Genomic DNA, 20,642 nt, shown 5'->3' on the forward strand with positions numbered 1-20,642 from the left:
CGTCCTGTCAGTCGGCTGCGCCGAAGTCATAGTGCAAGTCGTTGTCGCGGCGGCTGATGCGCACGCTCGCCAGCGGCTTGCCTTCGAGCATGCGGGTGAGGAACTCGCGGCTCATGTCCGGCAGCAGGCCGTTGGTGAGGATGGCGTCGATCATGCGGCCACCGCTTTCGGTTTCGGTACAGCGCGAGACGATCAGCTCCACCACCCCTTCGTCGTAGGCGAAGCCGACCTTGTGCGTGCCTTCCACGCGCTTGCGGATGCGCTCCAGTTGCAGGCGGGTGATGGCCTTGAGCATGGCGTCGCTGAGCGGGTAGTAGGGGATGGTCACCAGGCGGCCGAGCAGCGCCGGCGGGAAGATTTCCAGCAGCGGCTTGCGCAGCTGGCTGGCCACCGCGTCCGGGTCGGGCAGGGCTTGTGGGTCGCTGCAAGTGCGTGCAATGAGCTCGGTACCGGCGTTGGTGGTGAGCAGAATCAGCGTGTTGCGGAAATCGATCTGGCGGCCTTCGCCGTCCTCCATCACGCCCTTGTCGAACACCTGGAAGAAGATCTCGTGCACGTCCGGGTGGGCTTTTTCCACCTCGTCCAACAGCACCACGCTGTACGGCCGGCGGCGCACGGCCTCGGTCAGCACGCCGCCTTCGCCGTAGCCGACGTAGCCAGGTGGGGCGCCCTTGAGGGTCGAGACGGTATGGGCCTCCTGGAACTCGCTCATGTTGATGGTGATCAGGTTCTGTTCACCGCCGTACAGCGCCTCGGCCAGGGCCAGTGCGGTCTCGGTCTTGCCCACGCCAGAGGTGCCGGCGAGCATGAACACGCCAATCGGCTTGTTCGGGTTGTCGAGGCCGGCGCGGGAGGTCTGGATGCGCTTGGCGATCATTTCAAGCGCGTGGTCCTGGCCAATGATGCGCCTGGCCAGCAGGCTGTCGAGGTTGAGCACGGTCTCGATCTCGTTGCGCGCCATGCGTCCCACCGGAATCCCGGTCCAGTCGGCCACCACCGAGGCGACTGCCTGGTAATCCACGGTCGGCAGGATCAACGGGCTCTCGCCTTGCAGGGCGCTCAGGCGCCGTTGCAGGTCGGCCAGCGTTTCGCGCAGTTCCGGGTTGCCTGGCACCTGCGCGTCCTGGTCGACCACCCCGGCCTGGTCGCGCAGCTGGGCGCGGGTGGCCAGCAATTGGTCGACCAGGGCCTTTTCTTCGGCCCAGCGGCTTTCCAGCGTGGCCAGGCGTTGGCGCTCTTCGGCCAGCAGGGTGTCGGCCTGGGCCTGGCGCCGCCCGGTAGGCACACCGATGGCGGCTTCACGGGCGATGATCGCCTGCTCGACCTCCAGCGCCTCGATACGCCGGCGGCTGTCGTCGACCTCGGCCGGCACCGAGTGCAGGCTGATGGCCACGCGCGCGCAGGCGGTATCGAGCAGGCTCACTGACTTGTCCGGCAGCTGGCGCGCCGGGATGTAGCGGTGCGACAGCTTGACCGCGGCTTCGAGTGCTTCGTCGAGGATCTGCACCTGGTGGTGCTGCTCCATGGTCGATGCCACCCCACGCATCATCAGCAGCGCCTTGGCTTCGCTCGGCTCGTCCACCTGCACCACCTGGAAGCGGCGGGTCAGGGCCGGGTCCTTCTCGATGTGCTTCTTGTACTCAGCCCAGGTGGTAGCCGCCACCGTGCGCAGGCTGCCACGGGCCAGTGCCGGCTTGAGCAGGTTGGCGGCATCGCCGGTGCCGGCGGCGCCACCGGCACCGACCAGGGTATGGGCTTCATCGATGAACAGGATGATCGGTTTGGGCGAGGCCTGCACATCCTCGATCACCTGGCGCAGGCGCTGTTCGAACTCGCCTTTCATGCTGGCGCCGGCCTGCAGCAGGCCGACGTCCAGGCTGCGCAGTTCGACGTCCTTGAGCGCCGGCGGCACGTCGCCAGCGACGATGCGCAAGGCGAACCCTTCGACCACGGCGGTCTTGCCGACACCGGCTTCACCGGTAAGGATCGGGTTGTTTTGCCGGCGTCGCATGAGGATATCGACCAGCTGGCGGATCTCTTCGTCACGGCCGACGATAGGGTCGAGCTTGCCGCTTCGGGCCTGTTCGGTAAGGTCGACGGTGAAGCGCTTGAGCGCCTCCTGCTTGCCCATCACCGCAGGCGCCACGGCGCCGCTGGCCTCGCCAGGCTGCGCAGCGCTGAAGCCGTCGGTGGCGGCCAGGTGGTTTTCCGGTGAGTCTCCCACGTACTCGTCGAAGCGTTCGCTCAACGCCTCGACCTTCAGCTTGGCGAACTCGTTCGACAGCCCCAGCAGGGCATGGCGCAGGCCAGGTGTCTTGAGGATGCCGACCAGCAGGTAGCCGCTGCGCACCTGGCTCTCGCCGAACATCAGGCTGCCGTATACCCAGCCGCGCTCGACGGCTTCTTCCACCTGCGAGGAAAGGTCGGTGATCGAGGTCGAACCGCGTGGCAGCCGGTCCAGCGCATCGGTCAGGTCGCGGGCCAGGCGCGCCGGCTCGATATCGAACTGGCGCACGATACGGTGCAGGTCGCTGTCCTGCAGTTGCAGCAACTGGTGCAGCCAGTGCACCAGTTCGACATAGGGGTTGCCCCGCAGCTTGCAGAACACCGTTGCGGCCTCGATGGCCTTGTAGGCGACGCTGTTGAGTTTGCCGAACAGCGCGGCGCGGCTGATTTCACCCATGGTCCTGGTTCCTTGTATGGTGGGCGGCGGCCGGCTGGTCGGCGTAGTACCGGGCCAGCTTCAGGTCGCGTGCATCGTGCGGAGGGCGGCCGAGCCAGGTATCGAAGCCCAGGCGTTGGCCGGCATTGAGTTGCAGCGCAGGCACCTGGTCCTGCGCGAGGATCAGGTTGAGGTCCCAGTCCAGTTCCTGGCCCAGGTATTCGGCGACCCATGCCGCCAGTTCGACGAAGGCCTGTCCGCCAGGCAGCAGGGCGTGGTACTGGTCGAGGCTGAGCGGGCCGAGGCACAGCCGGAACTTGTGCTGGCGGTCCCAGGCGTAGCGGCCCAGGCAAAGGTCCATGCCCAGGCGGTTGGCGCGCACGCCGAGCTGGCTGCGTTCGGGCAGCTCAAGCCACTGGCCGACGTATTCTTCCAGCGTCACAGGCACGCCGAAATACCCGCTGAGAATGCTGCACAGGCCGTCCGGGTAGCGCGTTTGCGCGCTCAGGTGGCCGGACCAGTGCAGTTTGGCGGTGTCGGCCAGCGCGCCCTGGCCTTGCAGTTCGGGCTGGCCACGGCCACTGAGCGCCGCCAGGCGCGCGGCCCAGTAGTCATCACCCGGGCGATCGTGGCTGACGGTCGGTCGGGCTTCGGCCCAGGCACGGTAGAACAGGCTCAGCAGGCGATGATGGAAGACGTCGAGGAACGCCTTGCTGGTCGAATCGGCATGGTTGCGCTGGCGCTCGCGCATGTATTCGGTCAGGTGCAGTGGCAGCGGCCCGTTGGGGCCACCGAGGCCGAAGAAAAACTGCTCCAGGCGCGCCGGCTGGTTGCCGTCGGCGCTGACCGAGGCCAGGGTCGACGGGGCGAACCCGCAGTCCAGGCGCTGGCCCAGGCGCACAGGCTCGTCGGCCAGGCGCAGGGAATGACCGAAGCGTGGCAGCTCGGGGTATTGCGCTTCGAGGCGGCGCAGTGCCTGGAAGAAGTCGTACGCCCAGGGCTCGTCCTGCATGGCCTGCAAGGTGTTCATAAGGTCGGCCTGCGCCCCGGTTTGGCCGACCAGCGCATGATCTCGCCGCGTTCGCTGGTGCGCAGTACCGTTTCGGTGAAGCTGTTGATCGACACGTAGCGGGTCAGGAAACGCTCGAACACCGCGCCGAGCAGGAACACGCCGGTCCCGCGGAAGGCGTTTTCGTCGAAGGTCAGGGTGATCTCCAGGCCACGCCCGAAAACGATCGGCCCGGGCATCGGCAGGCGTCGGGTGCAGGGCTTGCTGCTGACGTCGCGCAGGCCGTCGATCTGCAGGTTCAGGGCGCTGTCCTGCGGGTCGCCATACAGGCGCAGCAATTCGCGCAGGGCGGCGGCGCCCTGGCCGTGCTCGGCCAGCGACAGGTAGTTCAGCGACAGCTGGCTGATCAGGCGCCAGGCGCGGTTGTCGTGGGCATGGCTGGCCTTGGGCCGGCTCGGGCCGGCCAGGCAACGCACGCCGGCAACCGGTGCGCTGTCGGCCAGGCTGAAGTCGCTGCGCCCGTCGCCAACACTCATGAACAGTGGCAGGTCGCGGTTGCTGCACAGGGCGCTGATACCCAGCTGGCGCAGGTCGTGGCGGTAGGGTGCCTGCTGGCCGTCGACCAGGCTGATGAACGTTTCGCTGCCCATGTAGCTGGAGCGGGTGCCATTGCGTCGCTGGTCGCTGGACAGCACCCGCGGCTCCCGGCGCACGATGTAGTAGGCCTGGTCGCGGCCGTAGCGCGACGGGTCGCGCACCGCATAGAACGGCAGGAATTCCTGATCCGGCCCGGTGCCGTGGCCGGTGACCCGCTGCAGGGAATGGATCTCGAAATCGGTGGGCCGGGTGCGATCGGCGATCACGTGGTGCTCATGCACCCGATCGGAAAGGTGCAGGCGGTCGACACGGCGCGGGAACAGGTTGATCGCCGGAGTGCAGAACGGTACGAACTGGCTCGCGCCGACGCTGCTCTCCAGGCTCTGGTCGAAGCGTTCGAACAATACCAGCACTTCCAGCGTCTGGCCGGTGCAGCGCTGTACGGCCTGCTCCAGCCCGGCAAAATCGACGAACAGGAAGCGCTGCGGCAGGGCGAAGTACTCTTGCAGCAGGCGGTAGCCCTGGAAGGCCTGGGGTACCACCGGCAACGCCGCTTCACGGTCATCGAAGCCACACGGGCGCAGGGCCTGTTCGACCGGAATACGTTCCACCCAATCGGCGCCGGGTTGGCGCACGAACACCGCACAGGCGCTGCCCAGCAGTTGCTCGTAGAGGCGGAACGGGGTTTCGTCGGCGCCGTTGAGGTACAGCGGCAGATGGCTGAGCGGCAAGCTGGCGAACGGCACCTCGGCGCCACTGCGCAGGGTCAGGCGCAGGCCGGCGCGGGCTTGTGGCACGCTGCTGGCCAGGCGCCCGAGCACCGCGCCGGGGTTGCCGAAGTACTCGGCGCGGGCTACCTGCAAGGGCCAGAGGGTGACGTCCTGGGTGCTGCGGAACTCGCACGGGGTTTGCGAGTTGCGCCCCAGGTTGGCGCGCAGCACGCTGTCACGCGGCAGGCGGAACCCGGCGGCCAGTGAACCCTCGTCGGGGTCGGTCTGCAGTTGCACCACGGTCATCGACGGGGTCGGCGCCAGGTAGTGCGGGTAGGCGATCTCCAGCAGGTTATGGGTGAAGGTCGGGTACTCGGCATCCAGCTTCAGTTGCACCCGCGCGGTGAGGTAGGCGAAGCCTTCGAGCAGGCGCTCGACATAGGGGTCGGCACACTCGATCCCGGACAGCGTCAGGCGCCCGGCGATCTTCGGGTATTCCCGGGCGAACTCCGCCGCACTTTCGCGGATGTGCTGCAGCTCCTGGTTGTACAGCTCGAGCAGGCGCGGGTTCATGCACGCCTCCGGCGTTCGGCAGGGGCCACGCGCACATGGCCGGACTCAAGGTCCACCTCGGTCTGCAGCAGCAACGGCAAGGCCGCCGGCTGGGCCCACAGGTCACCTTCGATTTCGAAACTCAGGGCGTTGGCATTCATCTCGCCGGGTGCGGCCTGGGCACGCACCTTCAGGGTATGGGCGAGGATGCGCGGCTCGTAGGTGGCGATGGCCTGGTGGATGATGCGCTCCAGGGCGGCCAGGTCGATGTTCGAGGCGCTGTTGCCTGCCAGGGCCGGCAGGCCATAGTTGATCACCGAAGCCCCGGCCGGGGTGCCCAGGGTCGCGGCGCTGTCGAGCAGCGAAGTGGTGTTGAGCAACCAGGCGAGGTCGCGCAGTACCGAGGCCTTGAGCTGGTGCAGGCTGAGCACGCGCTTGTCCGGCGCTTCCTGCGGGTTGCCCGGGTCGTCGTCGGTCAGGCGGTCCAGTAGCGAGGGCTGCAGGCGGTCGCGGGCGGCGATTTCGGCTACCACTCGAACAGCCCCACGAAGTTCTTCTGGTCTACAGGGCCGCTCGAGCAGCTGGCGCCACGTGCCAGTATGGAAGGCTCCAGGCGCTCGCCCAGCTGGCGAACCGCCTGGTACTGGCTTTCGCAACGGCCGGGTTGTGACGGGTCTGGCTGCACATGGCTGACAATGATGATCTGCGAGCCATTGAACTGCTCCACGCGAGGCTTGCCGCCATCTCGCTCCGGGCTGAGCTGGCAGGGCCAGGGCATCTCCAACTGCAACAGCGAGGCATCGGCCTTGCGCAGCGCGCAGCGGCCTTCGTGGTTCACCAGCACGAGCTTTTTCCCGGCAAGGCTGACCTCAGGCGCCGCGTTCGACGACGGAGCGGGGGGCTGTGCACAGGCATTCAGGGCGAACGCGACCAGCAGGGCCGGCATGGCTTTGGGCGCACGTTTCATTTCAGCTCCCAGAACCAGACGGCCTTGGAACGATGGGCCTGGTCGGCGAAATAGCCCGTGACCCGGCCTCTGTCCCACAAATCGATGTGATCGCCAGTACGGTTTTCGAATGCCTGCCCGGCACGGGCGAAGCAGTCCTTGAAAAAGATGATGCCGCGCTTTTCGCCGAGCTTGAGGCGGTCGCTTGCGCTGCCGCTCAGTTGCAGCGGGGCGCCGAGATGGTGCTTCCACAGCCAGTTGGCCAGCGATTCGGCACCCCGGGCATGGCCATGGGCACAACGTGGTTCGCTGTAGGTACCGGCGTTCACCTTGATGGTGTGCTCGCCGTTGAGCGCGATACTCATGCGGATGGCGCACTGGTTGTCCCAGCCGCCGTCGCAAGGCGAGGAGTCGGTCGGGTAGGCATTCCAGAGGTTGATGAAAGAAGGCTTGGCCATGGGGTTCACCGTGAGCGGGTGAGGTGGGGGAAGACGCCCGCGCCAGCCAAGGCGGCGCGGGCGCGGTCGGTCAGATCTTGACGTTGGAGCGGATGTTCCAGCCGTACTTGATCGGGCCGCCTTCCTTGGTGCCGTCGGCTTTCTGCGGCTGATAGTCCACGGTGACCTTGGCGAAGTTCAGGGTCACGTGCTCGGTCAGGCGGTCGTCGCTGCCCGAGCCACCAGTGCTCAGCGAGCTGATGATGACTTCTTCAAGGTTGATGATCAGGTACTCGACCTGGCTCTCGCCCCCGGCCTTGCGCACGGTCAGCTTGACCTTGTCGATGTGCTTGCCGCTGGAGCAGTGGGCCATCAGATTGGGGCTGGCCTTGTCGATGTACTTGGTGATCGACAGGTCCTGGATGTTGACCTTGCCCGAGCCGCCGCCGCTGCCCATGTGCATGTTGCCGGACTGGGACATGCCCCAGCTCCAGTTGAGCACGTCGATTTCGTCCTTGTGGGCCTTGTCGTGGGACTCGCCCTTGATGTCGCCGATCTTGATGAAAATATCTACAGCCATGGTGTCCTCGGTATTACGCGTCAGGTTGGCGGTTTGGTGCAGTTGGGGCTGCTGCGCAGCCCTTTCGCGACGCAAGGCCGCTCCTACAGAAGCTGCGTCGGTCTCTCACTCAACACACGACGTCGGCCCTCTGTGCAGGAGCGGCCTTGCGTCGCGAAAGGGCCGCGAAGCGGCCCCGAAGTCTGTCAGGCCCCTTTGGCCGAAGGCAGCTTCGATACCAGGCGCAGCGACACGGTCAGCCCTTCGAGCTGGTAGTGCGGGCGCAGGTAGAAGCGCGAGTTGTAGTAACCCGGGTTGCCTTCGACGTCCTCGACCACAACCTCGGCGGCTGCCAGCGGGTGCTGGGCCTTGGTGGTCTCGGTAGAGTGCGCCGGGTCGCCGTCGACGTAGTTGAGGATCCAGTCCTGCAGCCAGCGCTGCATCTCGTCCTTCTCCTTGAACGAGCCGATCTTGTCGCGAACGATGCACTTGAGGTAGTGAGCGAAGCGGCAGGTGGCGAACAGGTACGGCAGGCGCGCGGCCAGGTTGGCGTTGGCGGTGGCGTCCGGGTCGTCGTATTCGGCCGGCTTCTGCAGCGACTGGGCACCAATGAAGGCAGCGAAGTCGGTGTTCTTCTTGTGTAACAGCGGCATGAACCCGTTCTTGGCCAGCTCCGCTTCGCGGCGGTCGGAAATGGCGATTTCGGTCGGGCACTTCATGTCCACGCCACCGTCGTCGGTGGGGAAGGTGTGCGCCGGCAGGCCCTGCACTTCGCCACCCGACTCCACGCCACGAATGCGCGAGCACCAGCCGTAGTACTTGAACGAGCGGTTGATGTTCACGGCCATGGCATAGGCGGCGTTGGCCCAGGTGTACTTGCTGCTGTCGGCGCCGTCGGTGTCTTCTTCGAAGGCAAATGCCTCGACCGGGTCGGTCTTGGCGCCATAAGGCAGACGCGCCAGGAAGCGCGGCATGGTCAGGCCGATGTAGCGCGAGTCTTCGGACTCACGCAGCGAGCGCCAGCCGGCGTATTCCGGGGTGGTGAAGATCTTGGTCAGGTCGCGCGGGTTGCTCAGCTCCTGCCAGGAGCCCATGCCCATCACGGTCGGCGAGGCGGCGGCAATGAACGGCGCGTGCATCGAGGCGCAGACCTTCGACATCTCGCCCAGCAACTCGACGTCGGGTGGCGACTGGTCGAAGTAGTAGTCGCCGACCAGGCAGCCATAAGGTTCGCCGCCGAACTGGCCGTACTCTTCCTCGTACAGCTTCTTGAACACCGGGCTCTGGTCCCAGGCTGTGCCCTTGAATTTCTTCAAGGTCTTGTGCAGCTCGGTCTTCGAGACGTTGAGCACGCGGATCTTCAGCTGCTCGTCGCTCTCGGTGTTGTTGACCAGGTAGTGCAGGCCACGCCAGGCGCTTTCCAGCTGCTGGAAGTCGTCGTGATGGATGATCTGGTTGACCTGTGCGGTCAGCTTGGCGTCGATGGCGGCAATGATCTGCTCGATCGAGCCGATGGCATCGTTGGACACCAGGCTGGTCTGCGCCAGGGCCTGCTCGGCCAAGGTACGCACGGCGCTTTCGACCGCTTCCTTGGCACGTTCGGTCTTGGGCTTGAATTCCTGCAGCAGCAGGGCGGCGAACTCGCTCGGGTCCTGGGTGGCCGCTCCCGGCTGGGCCTGGGCGTCGCGCAATGGATCGTTCATGGGCTGTCTCCTCAGGCCTTGGGCTCGTTGTCGACGGGTTTCGGTGCGCTGGCCAGGGCTTGCAGCAAGGCCGGGTCCTTGATGGCCTTGAGGATGATGTCCTCGGCACCGGTCTTGCCGTCCATGTAGGTCAGCAGGTTGGCCAATTGGGTGCGGGCCTCGAGCAGCTGGTTGAGGGCGTCGACCTTGCGCGCCACGGCGGCCGGGCTGAAGTCGTCCATGCTCTCGAAGGTGATGTCCAGGCTCAGGTTGCCTTCGCCGGTCAGTTCGTTGGGCACGTTGAAGGCCACGCGTGGCTTCATCGCCTTCAGGCGCGAGTCGAAGTTGTCGACGTCGATTTCCAGGAACTTGCGCTCGGCCACCGCTGGCAGCGGTTCGGCCGGCTTGCCGGCAAGGTCCGACAGCACGCCCATGACGAACGGCAACTGGACTTTCTTTTCGGCGCCGTAGAGCTCGACGTCATATTCGATCTGCACCCGCGGCGCACGGTTGCGCGCGATGAATTTCTGGGAGCTGTCTTTCGCCACGTTGTTCCTCCTGGTCGCCGGTACGGCGGCGCTGTTCGTTGCGGGCGTCGGTGTTGATGCGGGCCGAGGACGTCAGTTGTCCTCGGGGCCGCGCAGGTTCTCGAATTGCGACCAGCCATCGGGGATCAGGTCGCGCACAATGGTTGCGAAATCGGCATGGACCAGCTTCTTCGCCCGGTGCAGCAGTACCGGCAGCGGGCTTGATGGTTCGTGGCGGGCGTAGTACTGCAGCAGGCGGTCAAGGCTCTGCTGCACGTCTTCGCGGCTGTTGACTTCACCAGGGCGGGCAGCCGGCCGTGTGCCCGGGGCGGCACTGGCGGTCGCCTGCCGCTCGTCATCGCGCTCGGCAGCCGGCGTGTCATCGGCTTGCGGGGCTGGGCCCGCCCCGTCGGGGCAGTAGTCAGCCAGTACCTGCTGCACCTGGCGCAGCGGCTGGCGCAAGGCTGACAAATCGATACCGCTGGCAGACCCGACCTGGTCGTTGACCCGGCTCTCGATGGCGTCCACCGCCTCGCGGGCCAGCCGCAGCGCCTCTTGGCATTGCTGCAGCTGGTCGGCGTCGGCGTCACGCAGGGCGGCGGCCAGCTCCTCGGCGCTGAGCTGTTCGCTGGCGAAATGCTGCACGCCTGCGGCGTGCAATGCCGCGCGCAGGGTGACCGGGCCAAAGGCACGGGAGCGCACCAGCACGGCGTCACGCAGCAGCGCGATGTTGGTGTCGCAGGCCAGGCCGGCCAGGGCGTTGACCCGTACCGTAGGGTCGTTGTCGTCGGCGGCGTCCAGTTGTGGGTGCAGGTGCAGCCAGTACTCGCCGAGCAGATCGCGGATCAGTTCCAGGCTGGCGGCAAGCCCTGGGAGGCCGTGCAGGGCCAGGTTGGCCTGAAGCAGGAAATGGGTGATGCGCAGGTCCTTGCTGCGTTGCAGCAGGGTCGTGCTTGCCTGCTCGATATCGCGCCACTGTGGTGGCTCGGCAGGCTGGACGGCGTCGCCCATGACGCGCTCGGGGCGGCCCTGGGCGTCACGCTCCAGTTGCAGAAACTCGGCGTCATATTCGAGGTCATCGCCGCAGGGAAAGTCAGCGGAAACAGCGGCGAGCAGCGGCGATGCGTTCACCAGAATTCGATCTCCATATCGGCCCTTGGTGAGGGCGTGTTGTTGTGCGAAGTTGCAAGTGTGAACTGGCGCACAAACTTTCCAAAGAGTGCCGGGGTGATATCATGGTGATATTATTTTGGCACTTCGAAGTTGCGCATTTATGGTTTATTTATTCGCGAGTGTCAAGGTAAGCTACGCGCCCCCGAGTGCCAGCTGTGAATCCGTTGGCAGTTACCGAGCACCACTCGTCCGATTCCATTCGGTTAGCCTCGGCATTAGCGTTGAATAGCCGTCTTACGTTCGGTTGTGTGCACGAAGCCCCCGTGAATAAAGGGGTACAGCTGTATTTGAGTGGTTGTGGGAAAACAACTCAAATGGATGGATCGATGTTTTAAATGGATGCATGGAGGCGTGATGGCACTTTGCCTAACTATCACTAGTTACCACAAGATTACTCCCGGGCAATGCCCGGAGATGCGGCTGGAAACCGGTGCCATCACGCTTGGCCGTGCGGCGGACAATGACTGGGTACTTCCTGACCCCGAGCGGTTGGTATCGGCCCGGCATTGTGTGATCCAGTTCAAGGAAGGGCGATATTTTTTGACCGATGACAGTACGAACGGTGTGGAATTAGTTCGTGCCGGTATTCGCTTGCGTCGCGGTAACAGTGAGCAGTTGCTGGATGGCGAAGTTATCCGTATTGGGGAATACGAGATACAGGCGCGCATCGAGGCGAACCTGCCTGGCGCCCTGGAGGGCGAACCCCAGGTACACAGTTTCGAGGCGCTGATGGCCAACCAGGTGGCGGCCCCGGCCGTTCCCGCTCCGCCGATTTCCGGTGCGCCGGCTGCGTTCCTGCAAGGTGCGTCGAACCACGACACGCTGCCTGACCTGTTCGACTTCCTCGGCCCCTCGAGCGTGCCGCCGGTCAGCCAGCCCGACCATGTGCCGGCTCAGCAGCACGACTTCCGCCCGCCAACCCCGGTGGTGGCGCCTGCCCCGGCCGCCGAACCGGCTGCGCCGGGGATGATCCCCGAAGACTGGAACCTGTTCGGCTCGGCACCGGCACAGACGCCGGCCCCGACCCCGACTGCGCCGCCTGCGCCAGCCGTTCCGGCAGCGCCTGTACAGCCTGCTGCAGGCGCACCAGTCGTCGCACCTGCGCCAGCCGCAAGCAGCGATGCATTGCTGCAGGCGTTCCTGCGCGGCGCCGGTATCGAGCACCTGCGCATCGACGCCGCCGACGCCGCCGCGCAAATGGAGGCCATCGGCCAAAGCTACCGCTTGATGGTGGAGGGCCTGATCGACGTGTTGCGTGCACGCAGCAGCCTGAAGGGCGAGTTCCGCATGCAGCAGACCACTATCGCCCCGGTGCAGAACAACCCGCTGAAGTTCGCCCCCAATGCCGACGAGGCGTTGCTGCTGTTGCTGCGTCACGGTAACCAGGCGTTCATGGCGCCGGACCAGGCCGTGCGCGAAAGCTTCGATGATGTGCGCGCCCACCAGCTGGCGGTGATGGCGGGCGTGCAGGCCGCAATCAAGCACCTGCTCGCGTGTTTCCAGCCGGCGCGCCTGGAGCAGCGCCTGGCACCTGCGGCGGGGCTGGCCAAGTTGTTCGGTGGCTCGCGCCAGGCCCACTGCTGGCAGCAGTTCACCGAGCTTTACGGGCAGATCTCCCGTGAAGCCGAAGACGATTTCCAGGAACTGTTCGGCCGCGAATTCAGCCGCGCCTACGAGGCCCATAGCAGCCGTTTGCAACGTAGTTGAGCGCACCCAGGAAGACCACGGTACGTCAAGAGGACAAGGATGAAAGCAATACGACTGGTCGCAGCCCTGAGCCTGGTGCTGCTGGCTGCCTGCAGCAAGGACACGCCGGTTGCCCCCGCTGCCGACAGTGCACCGGACAGCGCAGCCGTGACCCTGTATTTCAGTGCCGCCGAGGGGCTGAACCCGGGCCCTGGCGGCACGCCTGCGCCGGTACGGGTGCGCCTGTACGAGTTGAAGAACAGCGCCGCATTTGCCCGCGCCGACTACTTCGCCCTGGCCGAGCGCGCCCAGGCCACCCTCGGCGCCGACCTGATCGACCAGGACGAAGTGCTGTTGCAGCCCGGCGGCCAGTTGCGCCTGGAACGTCCGCTCGACCCTGCCACTCGCCACATCGGCCTGGTGGTCGGTTACCGCGAGATCGATCAGGCCCAGTGGCGCAGCGTGCTGCCGGTGCCGCCGCGGGACTATCAGATCAGCCTCGATGTGCGTGCCGTGCGCAGCGCCGTGGCCACCCCACAACCTGAACCTGCCCGCTAGGCAATCGGAGTCCCCATGTCCTGGAACAATCGCGTGGTGTGGTCGGAAGGCATGTTCATCACGACCCAGCATTTCCAACAGCATGATCGCTACCTCGAACACCTGGTCGACGCCCGCAACCGGCCGCTGAGCGTGGCCGCGTGGGGTTTCTCCGAGCTGCTGCTCGACCAGGGCCTGCTTGCCCAGGGCAAGGTGGCGATTCTCAGCGCCCGCGGCTTGCTGCCCGACGGCACGCCGTTCGACATCCCCCGCGACGACCTGCCACCTGCGCCGCTGGAAGTGCCCGACGATCTGCGCGATGGCGTTGTCCACCTGGGGCTGCCACTCAAGCGGGCGGGGGCCCGCGACACCGTCGACGAGGGCGAAGCCGTCGCTGGCGCCCGCTATGTCAGCCGTGTCAGCGAGGTGCGCGACGACAACGCGCCGTTCGAAAACCGTGCCCCGCTGGCCCTCGGCAGCCGCGCCCTGCGCCTGCTGCGCAGCGAGGACGGCCTGAGCGACTACGCCGCCCTTGGCATGCTGCGCATCCGCGAAAAGCGCGCCGACCGCGCGCTGGTGGTGGATGACAGCTACATCCCGCCTGTGCTCGATGTGGCGGCCAGCCAGCAACTGTCCGGCTTCTGCGGCGAGCTGCTGGGCCTGCTGCACCAACGTGGCGAAGCGCTGGCGGGCAGGGTGGTCGCCTCGGCCAATGGCGGGGCGTCGGAGATTGCCGACTTCATGCTGCTGCAACTGGTCAACCGCGCCCAGCCGCTGGTCGAACACCTCAACCAGCTGAGCCCGCTGCACCCCGAGCGGCTGTACAGCGAGCTGGTGGCCCTGGCTGGCGAGTTCGCCACCTTCACCCGCGATGGCCGCCGCCCGCACAGCTTCCCGGTGTATCAGCACGACGACCTGGCGGCGACCTTCGCGCCAGTGATGGCCGCCTTGCGCGAGGCCTTGTCGACTCTGATCGACAGCAAGGCGGTGGCCATTCCCATCGTCGAGAAGGCCTACGGCATCCACGTTGGCATGCTTGCCGACCGCAGCCTGCTCGACAGCGCCAGTTTCGTCCTGGTGGTGCGTGCCGATGTGCCCAGCGAGACGCTGCGTAGCCGCTTTGGCCAACAGAGCAAGATCGGCTCGGTGGAGCACATCCGCGACCTGGTCAACCTGCAACTGCCGGGCATCGGCCTGCTGCCGTTGCCGGTGGCGCCCCGGCAGATCCCGTTCCATGCCGGCTCCACCTACTTCGAGCTCGACCGGGGCAGCGAGCACTGGAAGCAGTTGCAACACTCCGGTGGCTTTGCCTTCTACGTTGCCGGCGAGTTCCCCGGCCTGAGCCTGGCCTTCTGGGCCATTCGAGGATAACCCGCGATGCACCCGGAAGATCCGCAGGCCAACGACCGTACCCAGTTCATGCCGCGCCCCGGTGGCCGTGCTGCCCCGCAACCCGCCGCGCCAGCGCCGCAGCCGCCGCCGTTGCAGGTACCGGCCGAGCCCCTGGCGCCTGGCCAGGGCGTGGGTGTCAACCCGCTCGAGCAGGCGGCCGGGCCGTTGCTGGCCTTGCTTACCCGCCTGCGCAATACCATCGCTCATTCGGCGCCGGCCAGCCTGCGGGCGCAGTTGCTGGCCTATCTGCGCCAGTTCGAGACCCGTGCCGAAGCCGCCGGTGTGGTGCGCAACGAGGTGCTGCTGGCGCGCTATGCGCTGTGTACCGCGCTGGACGAGGCAGTGCTCAGCACGCCGTGGGGCAGTGCCAGCGACTGGAGCCGCCAGAGCTTGCTGATTACGGTGCACAACGAGGCCTGGGGCGGTGAGAAGGTGTTCCAGCTGATGGAGCATTGCCTGCAGAGCCCGCGCGAACGCCTCAACCTGCTGGAGCTGTTGTACCTGTGCACCAGCCTCGGCTTCGAGGGCCGCTACCGGGTCATGAACGATGGCCGCGCCCAGCTCGAAGCGCTGCGCGAGCGTACCGCTGCGGCAATTCGCAGTGCCCGTGGCGAACGTGAGCGCGAACTCTCGCCACACTGGCGTGGGGTGGCCGTCAGCCGTGACCGCCTGGCCCAGTTCGTGCCGCCATGGGTGGGCCTGGCGGTGGCCGCGGCATTGCTGTTGCTGCTGTTGTTCGGCCTGCGCCTGAAGCTGGCCGCCGATGCCGAGCCGGTGTTTCGGGGTATTCACGCGCTGGGCGAAATCCCGGTACAAGCCATGGACCGCCCGGTGCTGCAGCCCAAGCCCGTGGAGCGCCCGCGCCTGGCCGGGTTCCTCGCCGATGACATCAAGGCCGGCCGGGTTTCCGTCGAAGACGCGGTCGACCGCTCGGTGGTGACCATTCGCGGTGACGAGCTGTTCGCCAGCGCCAGCGCCAGCATCAAGGGCGATTTCCAGCCGCTGATGCTGCGCATCGCCGAGGCAGTGGCCAAGGTCAAGGGCAATGTCCGGGTCACCGGGCACAGCGACAACCAGCGCATCGCGACGTTGCGCTTCCCGTCCAACTGGGCGTTGTCGCAAGCGCGCGCCGAAGAGGTCAAGGGCATCCTCGCCGCGCGTACCGGGCAACCCGAGCGCTTCAGCGCCCAAGGGCTGAGCGACACCGAACCCCTGGCGTCGAACGACACCGCGCAGGGCCGGGCGAAGAATCGCCGGGTTGAAATCACCGTTCTGGCGGAGGGCGTCGAGTGAAGGCGTTTTTCAGTTTTGTCATACGCTGGGTGATCCCGCTGCTGGGCCTGATCGCCCTGAGCCTGATCATCTGGTTCGTCGGGCCGTTGCTGGACATGCTGGCGTCGCCCACGCCACGCTGGCTGCTGATCGTCCTGCTGTTCGCCCTGTGGGGCGGCTACCGCGCCTGGCGCATCGTGCAGGCGCGCCGGCAGGCGGCCAAGGTCATGCAGAGCCTGGCCGCAGAAACTGCCCCGGACCCTGCCAGCGTGGCCACCACCGAAGAGCTGGCGGCGCTGCGCCAGCGTATGGACGAGGCCCTGGCCCTGTTGAAGAAGGCCCGCCTGGGCGGTGACGAGCGTCGCAATCTTTACGAGCTGCCGTGGTACGTGATCATCGGCCCGCCCGGCTCGGGCAAGACCACCGCGCTGGTCAACTCCGGCCTGCACTTCCCGCTGGCCGCGCAACTGGGCGAGGGCGCCATCCGCGGTGTGGGCGGCACGCGCAACTGCGACTGGTGGTTCACCGACCAGGCGGTGCTGCTCGACACTGCCGGCCGCTACACCACCCAGGACAGCCACGCCCAGGTCGACAAGGCGGCCTGGCTGGGCTTTCTCGACCTGCTCAAGACCCAGCGCTCGCGTCGCCCCATCGACGGTGCATTCATCGCCATCAGCCTGTCCGACCTGCTGCTGGGCAGCGACGCCGAGCGCGCCGCCCACGCCGCGGCGATCCGCGCGCGCATCCAGGAGCTGTACAGCCAGCTGGGCGTGCGCTTCCCGGTGTACCTGATGCTGACCAAGCTCGACCTGGTGCCTGGCTTCATGGAGTTCTTCGACAACCTGGGCAAGGACGAACGCGCCCAGGTGTGGGGCATGACCTTCCCGCTGGATACTCTCGAACAGGGCGCTGACGGCCCGTTGGCGCAGTTCGACAACGAGTTCGCATTGCTCGAGCGGCGGCTCGGCGAGCGCCTGGTCGAGCGCCTGCAACAGGAACGCGACCCAGCCCGGCGCGACCTTGTCTACGGCTTCGTGCAACAGTTCGCCGCCCTGCGTGGCAACCTTAAAACCTTCCTCGACGGCATCTTCAAGCCCAATGCCTTCGAGGCACGGGCGTTGCTGCGCGGTGTGTACTTCACCAGCGGCACCCAGGAAGGCAGCCCCATCGACCGCCTGATCGGCAGCATGGCCCAGAGCATGGGCCTGGACCGTGCGCACCTGGCACGCCAGAGCGGTAGCGGGCGCAGCTATTTCATCGAGCGGTTGTTCACTGCCGTGGCCTTCGCCGAGCGCGGCCTGGTTGGCAGCAACCCCAAGGTGGAGCGGCGGCGCCGGTGGATCGCCCGTGGTGCGCTGGCCGTGAGCGTGGCGCTGGTGCTGCTGGTCGGGACCTTGTGGGCCCTCAGTTACCGGGCCAACCAGCAATACATCGCCGAAGTCGACAGCCGCCTTCAGCCACTGGGCAAAAGCGTGCAAGGCCTGAGCCCTGCGCAGCGCAATGTGGTCGACGTGCTGCCGCTGCTCAACGCCGTCCGCCACCTGGCGGACGACCCTCCCAGCTGGGCCGAGGGCCTGGGCCTGTACCAGGGCGACATGCTCGAAAGCGAATCGCAGAGCCTGTACCGCAAGCTGCTGATCGCCATTTTCGCCCCGCGCCTGGTCACCCGCATCGAGGAACAGCTGTATGCCGGGGGGCCATCCGATTACCTCTACGAAGGGCTCAAGGCCTACCTGATGCTGGCCGATGCCGAGCACTACGACCCAGACTTCATCAAGGCCTGGATCACCCTCGACTGGGAGCGCCAGTTACCCCGCGACCTTGCGCCCGACCTGCGCCAAGCCCTGGGGCAGCACCTGGCGGCACTGTTCGAGAAACGTCCGCCGAACGCACGCCTGGACCAGCGCCTGATCGACGACACCCGTCGCCAGCTGCAGCAGTTGCCGGTGGCCCAGCGTGTTTACGACCGGGTCAAGCGCCAGAAGCTGCCACGTGGGGTCGAAGACTTCCGCGTCAGCGACGCTGCCGGGCGTGATGCCGCCCTGGTGTTTCGCTTCAAGAGCGGCAAGCCGCTGAGCGAGCCGCTGCCGGGGCTGTTCACCGTGCAGGGCTACCGCCAGGCATTTCTCGCCGCCAGCCTGGCGCAGAGCACCACGCTGGCCGAGGAACGCTGGGTACTGGGCCGCGCGCCGGGCGAAGCGGGCGATGCCAAACGCCTGGCCGACGATGTGCAGCAACTCTACTACCAGGATTACATCCGTCACTGGGATGCCCTGCTCGACGACCTGGACGTCGTGCCTGTCACCAGCGTTGGCCAAGCCGCCGACGTGCTGCGGGTGCTGTCCGGGCCGACCTCGCCGATGAAGCAGCTGCTGCAGGCGGTGGCCCGTGAAACCAACCTGGCGCAGCCGACCACGCTCGACAAGGTCCAGGACAAGGCCGAGCAGGCCGGTGTCGACCAGCTGCGCCAGCGCCTTGGCGGGCTGCTCGGCGACGCGCCGCTGCCCGTCGACAGCCCCGCAGCCCGCACGCAGGACCCGGTGACCGCGCACTTCGCCGAGCTGGCCACGCTGGTCGGCAGCAGTGAAGGCCAGCCCGCCGCCATCGACGGCTTGCTCACCGACCTCAATGCGCTCTACGTGCAGGTCAGCGCCATGGTCGGTGCCAGCGGCGACGCCTTGCTCGGCGAGGCCAAGAACCAGGCCCAGGCTGCGGCGCAACGGGTAGCCCTGGGCGCGGCGCGCCAGCCCAGGGTGGTGCAGAACCTGGTCAGTTCGGTACTCGGCTCGACCCATGGCATCGTCATGGGCGGGGTGCGCAACCAGCTCAATGCCGCCTGGGCCAGCGAAGTGCTGAATGTCTACCGCCAGTCGCTCAGCGGCCGCTACCCGCTGGTGGCCGGCAGCTCGCGTGACGCCACCCTGGAAGACTTCGGCCAGTTCTTCGGGGTCGGCGGGGTGATGGACAACTACTTCCGCAAGTACCTGCAGCCCTACGTCAATACTTCCAGCACGCCCTGGAGCTGGCAGCCGGGCGCTGCGCAGAAGCTCGGGATCAGCGGCAATGTGCTGTACACCTTCCAGCGCGCGGCGACCATCCGCGATGCGTTCTTCCGCAGCGGTAACGGCCTGCAGCCAAGCGTGCGTTTCGAGCTCAAGCCGGTGGCGATGGACGCGAGCATCACCCAGTTCCTGCTCGATCTCGACGGCCAGCAAGTCAGCTACGACCACGGCCCGAGCCGCCCGGTGGCGTTGCAGTGGCCCAACCCGAACAGCATCGGCGTGGTTCGCCTGTCGATCGCGCCGCCATCGGCCAGCGGCCGTTCGGGGCTGACCGTGGAGGGCCCATGGGCGTGGTTCCGCCTGCTCGACCAGGCCGACCTGGTGGCTGGCAGCTCGCCGGAGCGTTTCAACCTGCGTTTGCGCGTGGATGGCGCCAGCGTGTCGTACGAGCTGCGTGCCAGCAGCGCCTTCAACCCGTTCCGCAGCCGAGTGGTCAGCGGTTTCAGCCTGCCGGAGCATCTGTGAACGACGTGGGTTTCTACGGAAAACTGGCCTGCCGCGGCGACTTCGTCAGCCGTGGCTTGCCGCAGACCTTCATCCAGCCCTGGGACCAGTGGCTGGCCGCCGGTATCCAGGCCAGCCAGCAGGCGCTTGGCGAGGCCTGGCTGCAGGCCTACCTGGTCAGCCCGTTGTGGCGCTTTGCCCTGGCGCCTGGGGTGTGTGGCCCGGACGCGGTGGTCGGCGTGCTGATGCCGAGCATCGACCGGGTGGGGCGGTATTTTCCGCTGAGCGTGGCGCAGGTGCTGGAGCCCGGGGTGGCGATCGCAGGCATCGTTGGTGGGGCCGATGAGTGGTTCGAAGGGGTCGAGGCGGCGTTGCTGGGCACGCTTGAAGCGGATGCGGCTTTCGAGCATTTCGAGGCAGCCTTGCAGCCTTTCGACCAACCCCGGCCGCTGCTGCAGGGGCCACGTGTGGCCGTGGGCGGGTTGCAGCGGCTGGACGGCAGCACGCCGCAGGGCAGGGCGTTGGCCCTGGCCGAATGTGCCTGCGAAGGCATGAGCCTGTGGTGGGGCCTGGGCAGCGAGCGGATCGCACCTGGCCTGCTGCGTAGCCAGGGCCTGCCGCGCAGCGAGCAGTTCGCCGCGTTCCTGCTGGGCAGCGAGGCGAGACCAGCATGAGCCGCGTGCACTACAGCGCGGCCAGCTACAGCCATGTAGGCATGGTCCGCAAGATCAACGAAGACGCCTGCCTGGAGCTGACCTGGGATGGCCTGTGGGCCGTTGCCGACGGCATGGGTGGGCATGCCGCCGGCGACTATGTGAGCAGCCTGGCCGTGGACAGCCTGCGCCAGTTGCCGCTCATCGATGGGTTGGAGGATTTCACCCAGGCCCTGCGCGACACCTTGGCCCAGGTCAACAGCGCCGTACGCGAGGAGACCTTGCGCCGGGGCGTGGCGATGATGGGCAGCACGGTGGTGATCCTGGCCGCACGCGGCGACCGGGCGGTAGGCCTGTGGGCTGGTGACAGCCGCCTGTATCGGCTGCGCGATGGTCGCATCGAGCGCCTGTCGCACGACCACAGCTATGTCCAGGAACTGCAGGACAGCGGCCTGCTCAACGAGGCCGAAGCCCGCGTGCACCCGCGCGGCAACATCGTCACCCGCGCCATCGGCGTCGAGGACCAGCTCGAACTCCAGGCGGTGGATGTGCAGGTACAGCCGGGCGACACCTACCTGTTGTGCAGCGACGGCTTGAACAAGACCGCCGAAGACCACGAGATCGCCGACGTGCTCGGCCACGCCGACCCCTATCAGGTGGTCCGCAGCCTGGTGCACCTGGGGCTGACCCGTGGCGCCCCTGACAACATCACCGCCGTGGTGGTGAAGGCGAAATGAAGAGC

The 20,642-nt window shown here is 66.7% G+C and carries 17 protein-coding genes; 7 read left to right on the forward strand and 10 right to left on the reverse strand.

Annotation, left to right across the window (positions count from 1 at the left end):
* Positions 1-7: 7 nt before the first annotated feature.
* The 10 genes from tssH to tssA all read right to left on the reverse strand — a co-directional run bounded on the left by tssH (position 8) and on the right by tssA (position 10,812).
* Positions 8-2,683 (reverse strand): type VI secretion system ATPase TssH, encoded by a 2,676-nt coding sequence (gene tssH / locus CAG46_RS20515; RefSeq protein ID WP_085619151.1) that lies wholly within the window; start codon positions 2,681-2,683, stop codon positions 8-10.
* Positions 2,676-3,692, reverse strand: a complete 1,017-nt coding sequence (gene tssG / locus CAG46_RS20520) for a type VI secretion system baseplate subunit TssG (protein WP_085619149.1) — start codon at positions 3,690-3,692, stop codon at positions 2,676-2,678. Before tssG ends, tssH begins: the two co-directional genes overlap by 8 nt.
* Positions 3,689-5,551 (reverse strand): type VI secretion system baseplate subunit TssF, encoded by a 1,863-nt coding sequence (gene tssF, locus CAG46_RS20525; protein WP_025340320.1) that lies wholly within the window; start codon positions 5,549-5,551, stop codon positions 3,689-3,691. Before tssF ends, tssG begins: the two co-directional genes overlap by 4 nt.
* Entirely contained in the window at positions 5,548-6,063 is a 516-nt protein-coding gene (tssE, locus tag CAG46_RS20530; protein WP_025340319.1) for a type VI secretion system baseplate subunit TssE, read from the reverse strand. The genes tssF and tssE overlap by 4 nt, the downstream gene beginning before the upstream one ends.
* Positions 6,057-6,497, reverse strand: a complete 441-nt coding sequence (locus CAG46_RS28945) for a hypothetical protein (RefSeq protein WP_178080718.1) — start codon at positions 6,495-6,497, stop codon at positions 6,057-6,059. The genes tssE and CAG46_RS28945 overlap by 7 nt, the downstream gene beginning before the upstream one ends.
* On the reverse strand, positions 6,494-6,934 hold the full coding sequence (locus CAG46_RS20540; RefSeq protein WP_025340317.1) for a type VI secretion system amidase effector protein Tae4: 441 nt from the start codon (positions 6,932-6,934) through the stop codon (positions 6,494-6,496). The genes CAG46_RS28945 and CAG46_RS20540 overlap by 4 nt, the downstream gene beginning before the upstream one ends.
* 70 nt (positions 6,935-7,004) lie before the next feature.
* Complete coding sequence (locus CAG46_RS20545; RefSeq protein ID WP_025340316.1) at positions 7,005-7,493, reverse strand: type VI secretion system tube protein Hcp; 489 nt, start codon at positions 7,491-7,493, stop codon at positions 7,005-7,007.
* 185 nt (positions 7,494-7,678) lie between these two features.
* Positions 7,679-9,175 (reverse strand): type VI secretion system contractile sheath large subunit, encoded by a 1,497-nt coding sequence (gene tssC, locus CAG46_RS20550; protein WP_025340315.1) that lies wholly within the window; start codon positions 9,173-9,175, stop codon positions 7,679-7,681.
* Between the two features lie 11 nt (positions 9,176-9,186).
* A complete protein-coding gene (tssB, locus tag CAG46_RS20555; protein ID WP_025340314.1) occupies positions 9,187-9,702 on the reverse strand; it encodes a type VI secretion system contractile sheath small subunit in 516 nt (171 codons plus the stop codon).
* Between the two features lie 72 nt (positions 9,703-9,774).
* On the reverse strand, positions 9,775-10,812 hold the full coding sequence (tssA, locus tag CAG46_RS20560; protein ID WP_085590758.1) for a type VI secretion system protein TssA: 1,038 nt from the start codon (positions 10,810-10,812) through the stop codon (positions 9,775-9,777).
* A gap of 396 nt (positions 10,813-11,208) precedes the next feature.
* On the opposite strand from tssA, the gene tagH reads away from it, so the two are divergent.
* The 7 genes from tagH to CAG46_RS20595 are packed head-to-tail and all read left to right on the forward strand — an operon-like array spanning position 11,209 to position 20,637.
* A complete protein-coding gene (tagH, locus tag CAG46_RS20565) occupies positions 11,209-12,561 on the forward strand; it encodes a type VI secretion system-associated FHA domain protein TagH (RefSeq protein ID WP_085619147.1) in 1,353 nt (450 codons plus the stop codon).
* A gap of 39 nt (positions 12,562-12,600) precedes the next feature.
* Positions 12,601-13,098: a type VI secretion system lipoprotein TssJ gene (gene tssJ, locus CAG46_RS20570; RefSeq protein WP_025340311.1), complete on the forward strand. Its 498-nt coding sequence runs from the start codon at positions 12,601-12,603 to the stop codon at positions 13,096-13,098.
* Positions 13,099-13,113: 15 nt separating this feature from the next.
* Complete coding sequence (gene tssK / locus CAG46_RS20575) at positions 13,114-14,448, forward strand: type VI secretion system baseplate subunit TssK (RefSeq protein WP_025340310.1); 1,335 nt, start codon at positions 13,114-13,116, stop codon at positions 14,446-14,448.
* A gap of 6 nt (positions 14,449-14,454) precedes the next feature.
* A complete protein-coding gene (locus CAG46_RS20580) occupies positions 14,455-15,762 on the forward strand; it encodes a DotU family type VI secretion system protein (RefSeq protein ID WP_085619145.1) in 1,308 nt (435 codons plus the stop codon).
* Positions 15,759-19,268 carry a type VI secretion system membrane subunit TssM gene (gene tssM / locus CAG46_RS20585; protein WP_085619143.1) on the forward strand — a complete coding sequence of 1,170 codons (3,510 nt, stop codon included), beginning with the start codon at positions 15,759-15,761 and terminating at the stop codon, positions 19,266-19,268. Before CAG46_RS20580 ends, tssM begins: the two co-directional genes overlap by 4 nt.
* Positions 19,265-19,921, forward strand: coding sequence for a type VI secretion system-associated protein TagF (gene tagF / locus CAG46_RS20590; protein ID WP_075046092.1), 657 nt, complete (start codon positions 19,265-19,267; stop codon positions 19,919-19,921). Before tssM ends, tagF begins: the two co-directional genes overlap by 4 nt.
* Positions 19,918-20,637: a PP2C family serine/threonine-protein phosphatase gene (locus tag CAG46_RS20595; protein ID WP_025340306.1), complete on the forward strand. Its 720-nt coding sequence runs from the start codon at positions 19,918-19,920 to the stop codon at positions 20,635-20,637. The genes tagF and CAG46_RS20595 overlap by 4 nt, the downstream gene beginning before the upstream one ends.
* Positions 20,638-20,642 lie beyond the last annotated feature (5 nt).

Source organism: Pseudomonas sp. B23(2017) (genome assembly GCF_002113725.1).
GTDB classification, from domain to species: domain Bacteria; phylum Pseudomonadota; class Gammaproteobacteria; order Pseudomonadales; family Pseudomonadaceae; genus Aquipseudomonas; species Aquipseudomonas putida_Z.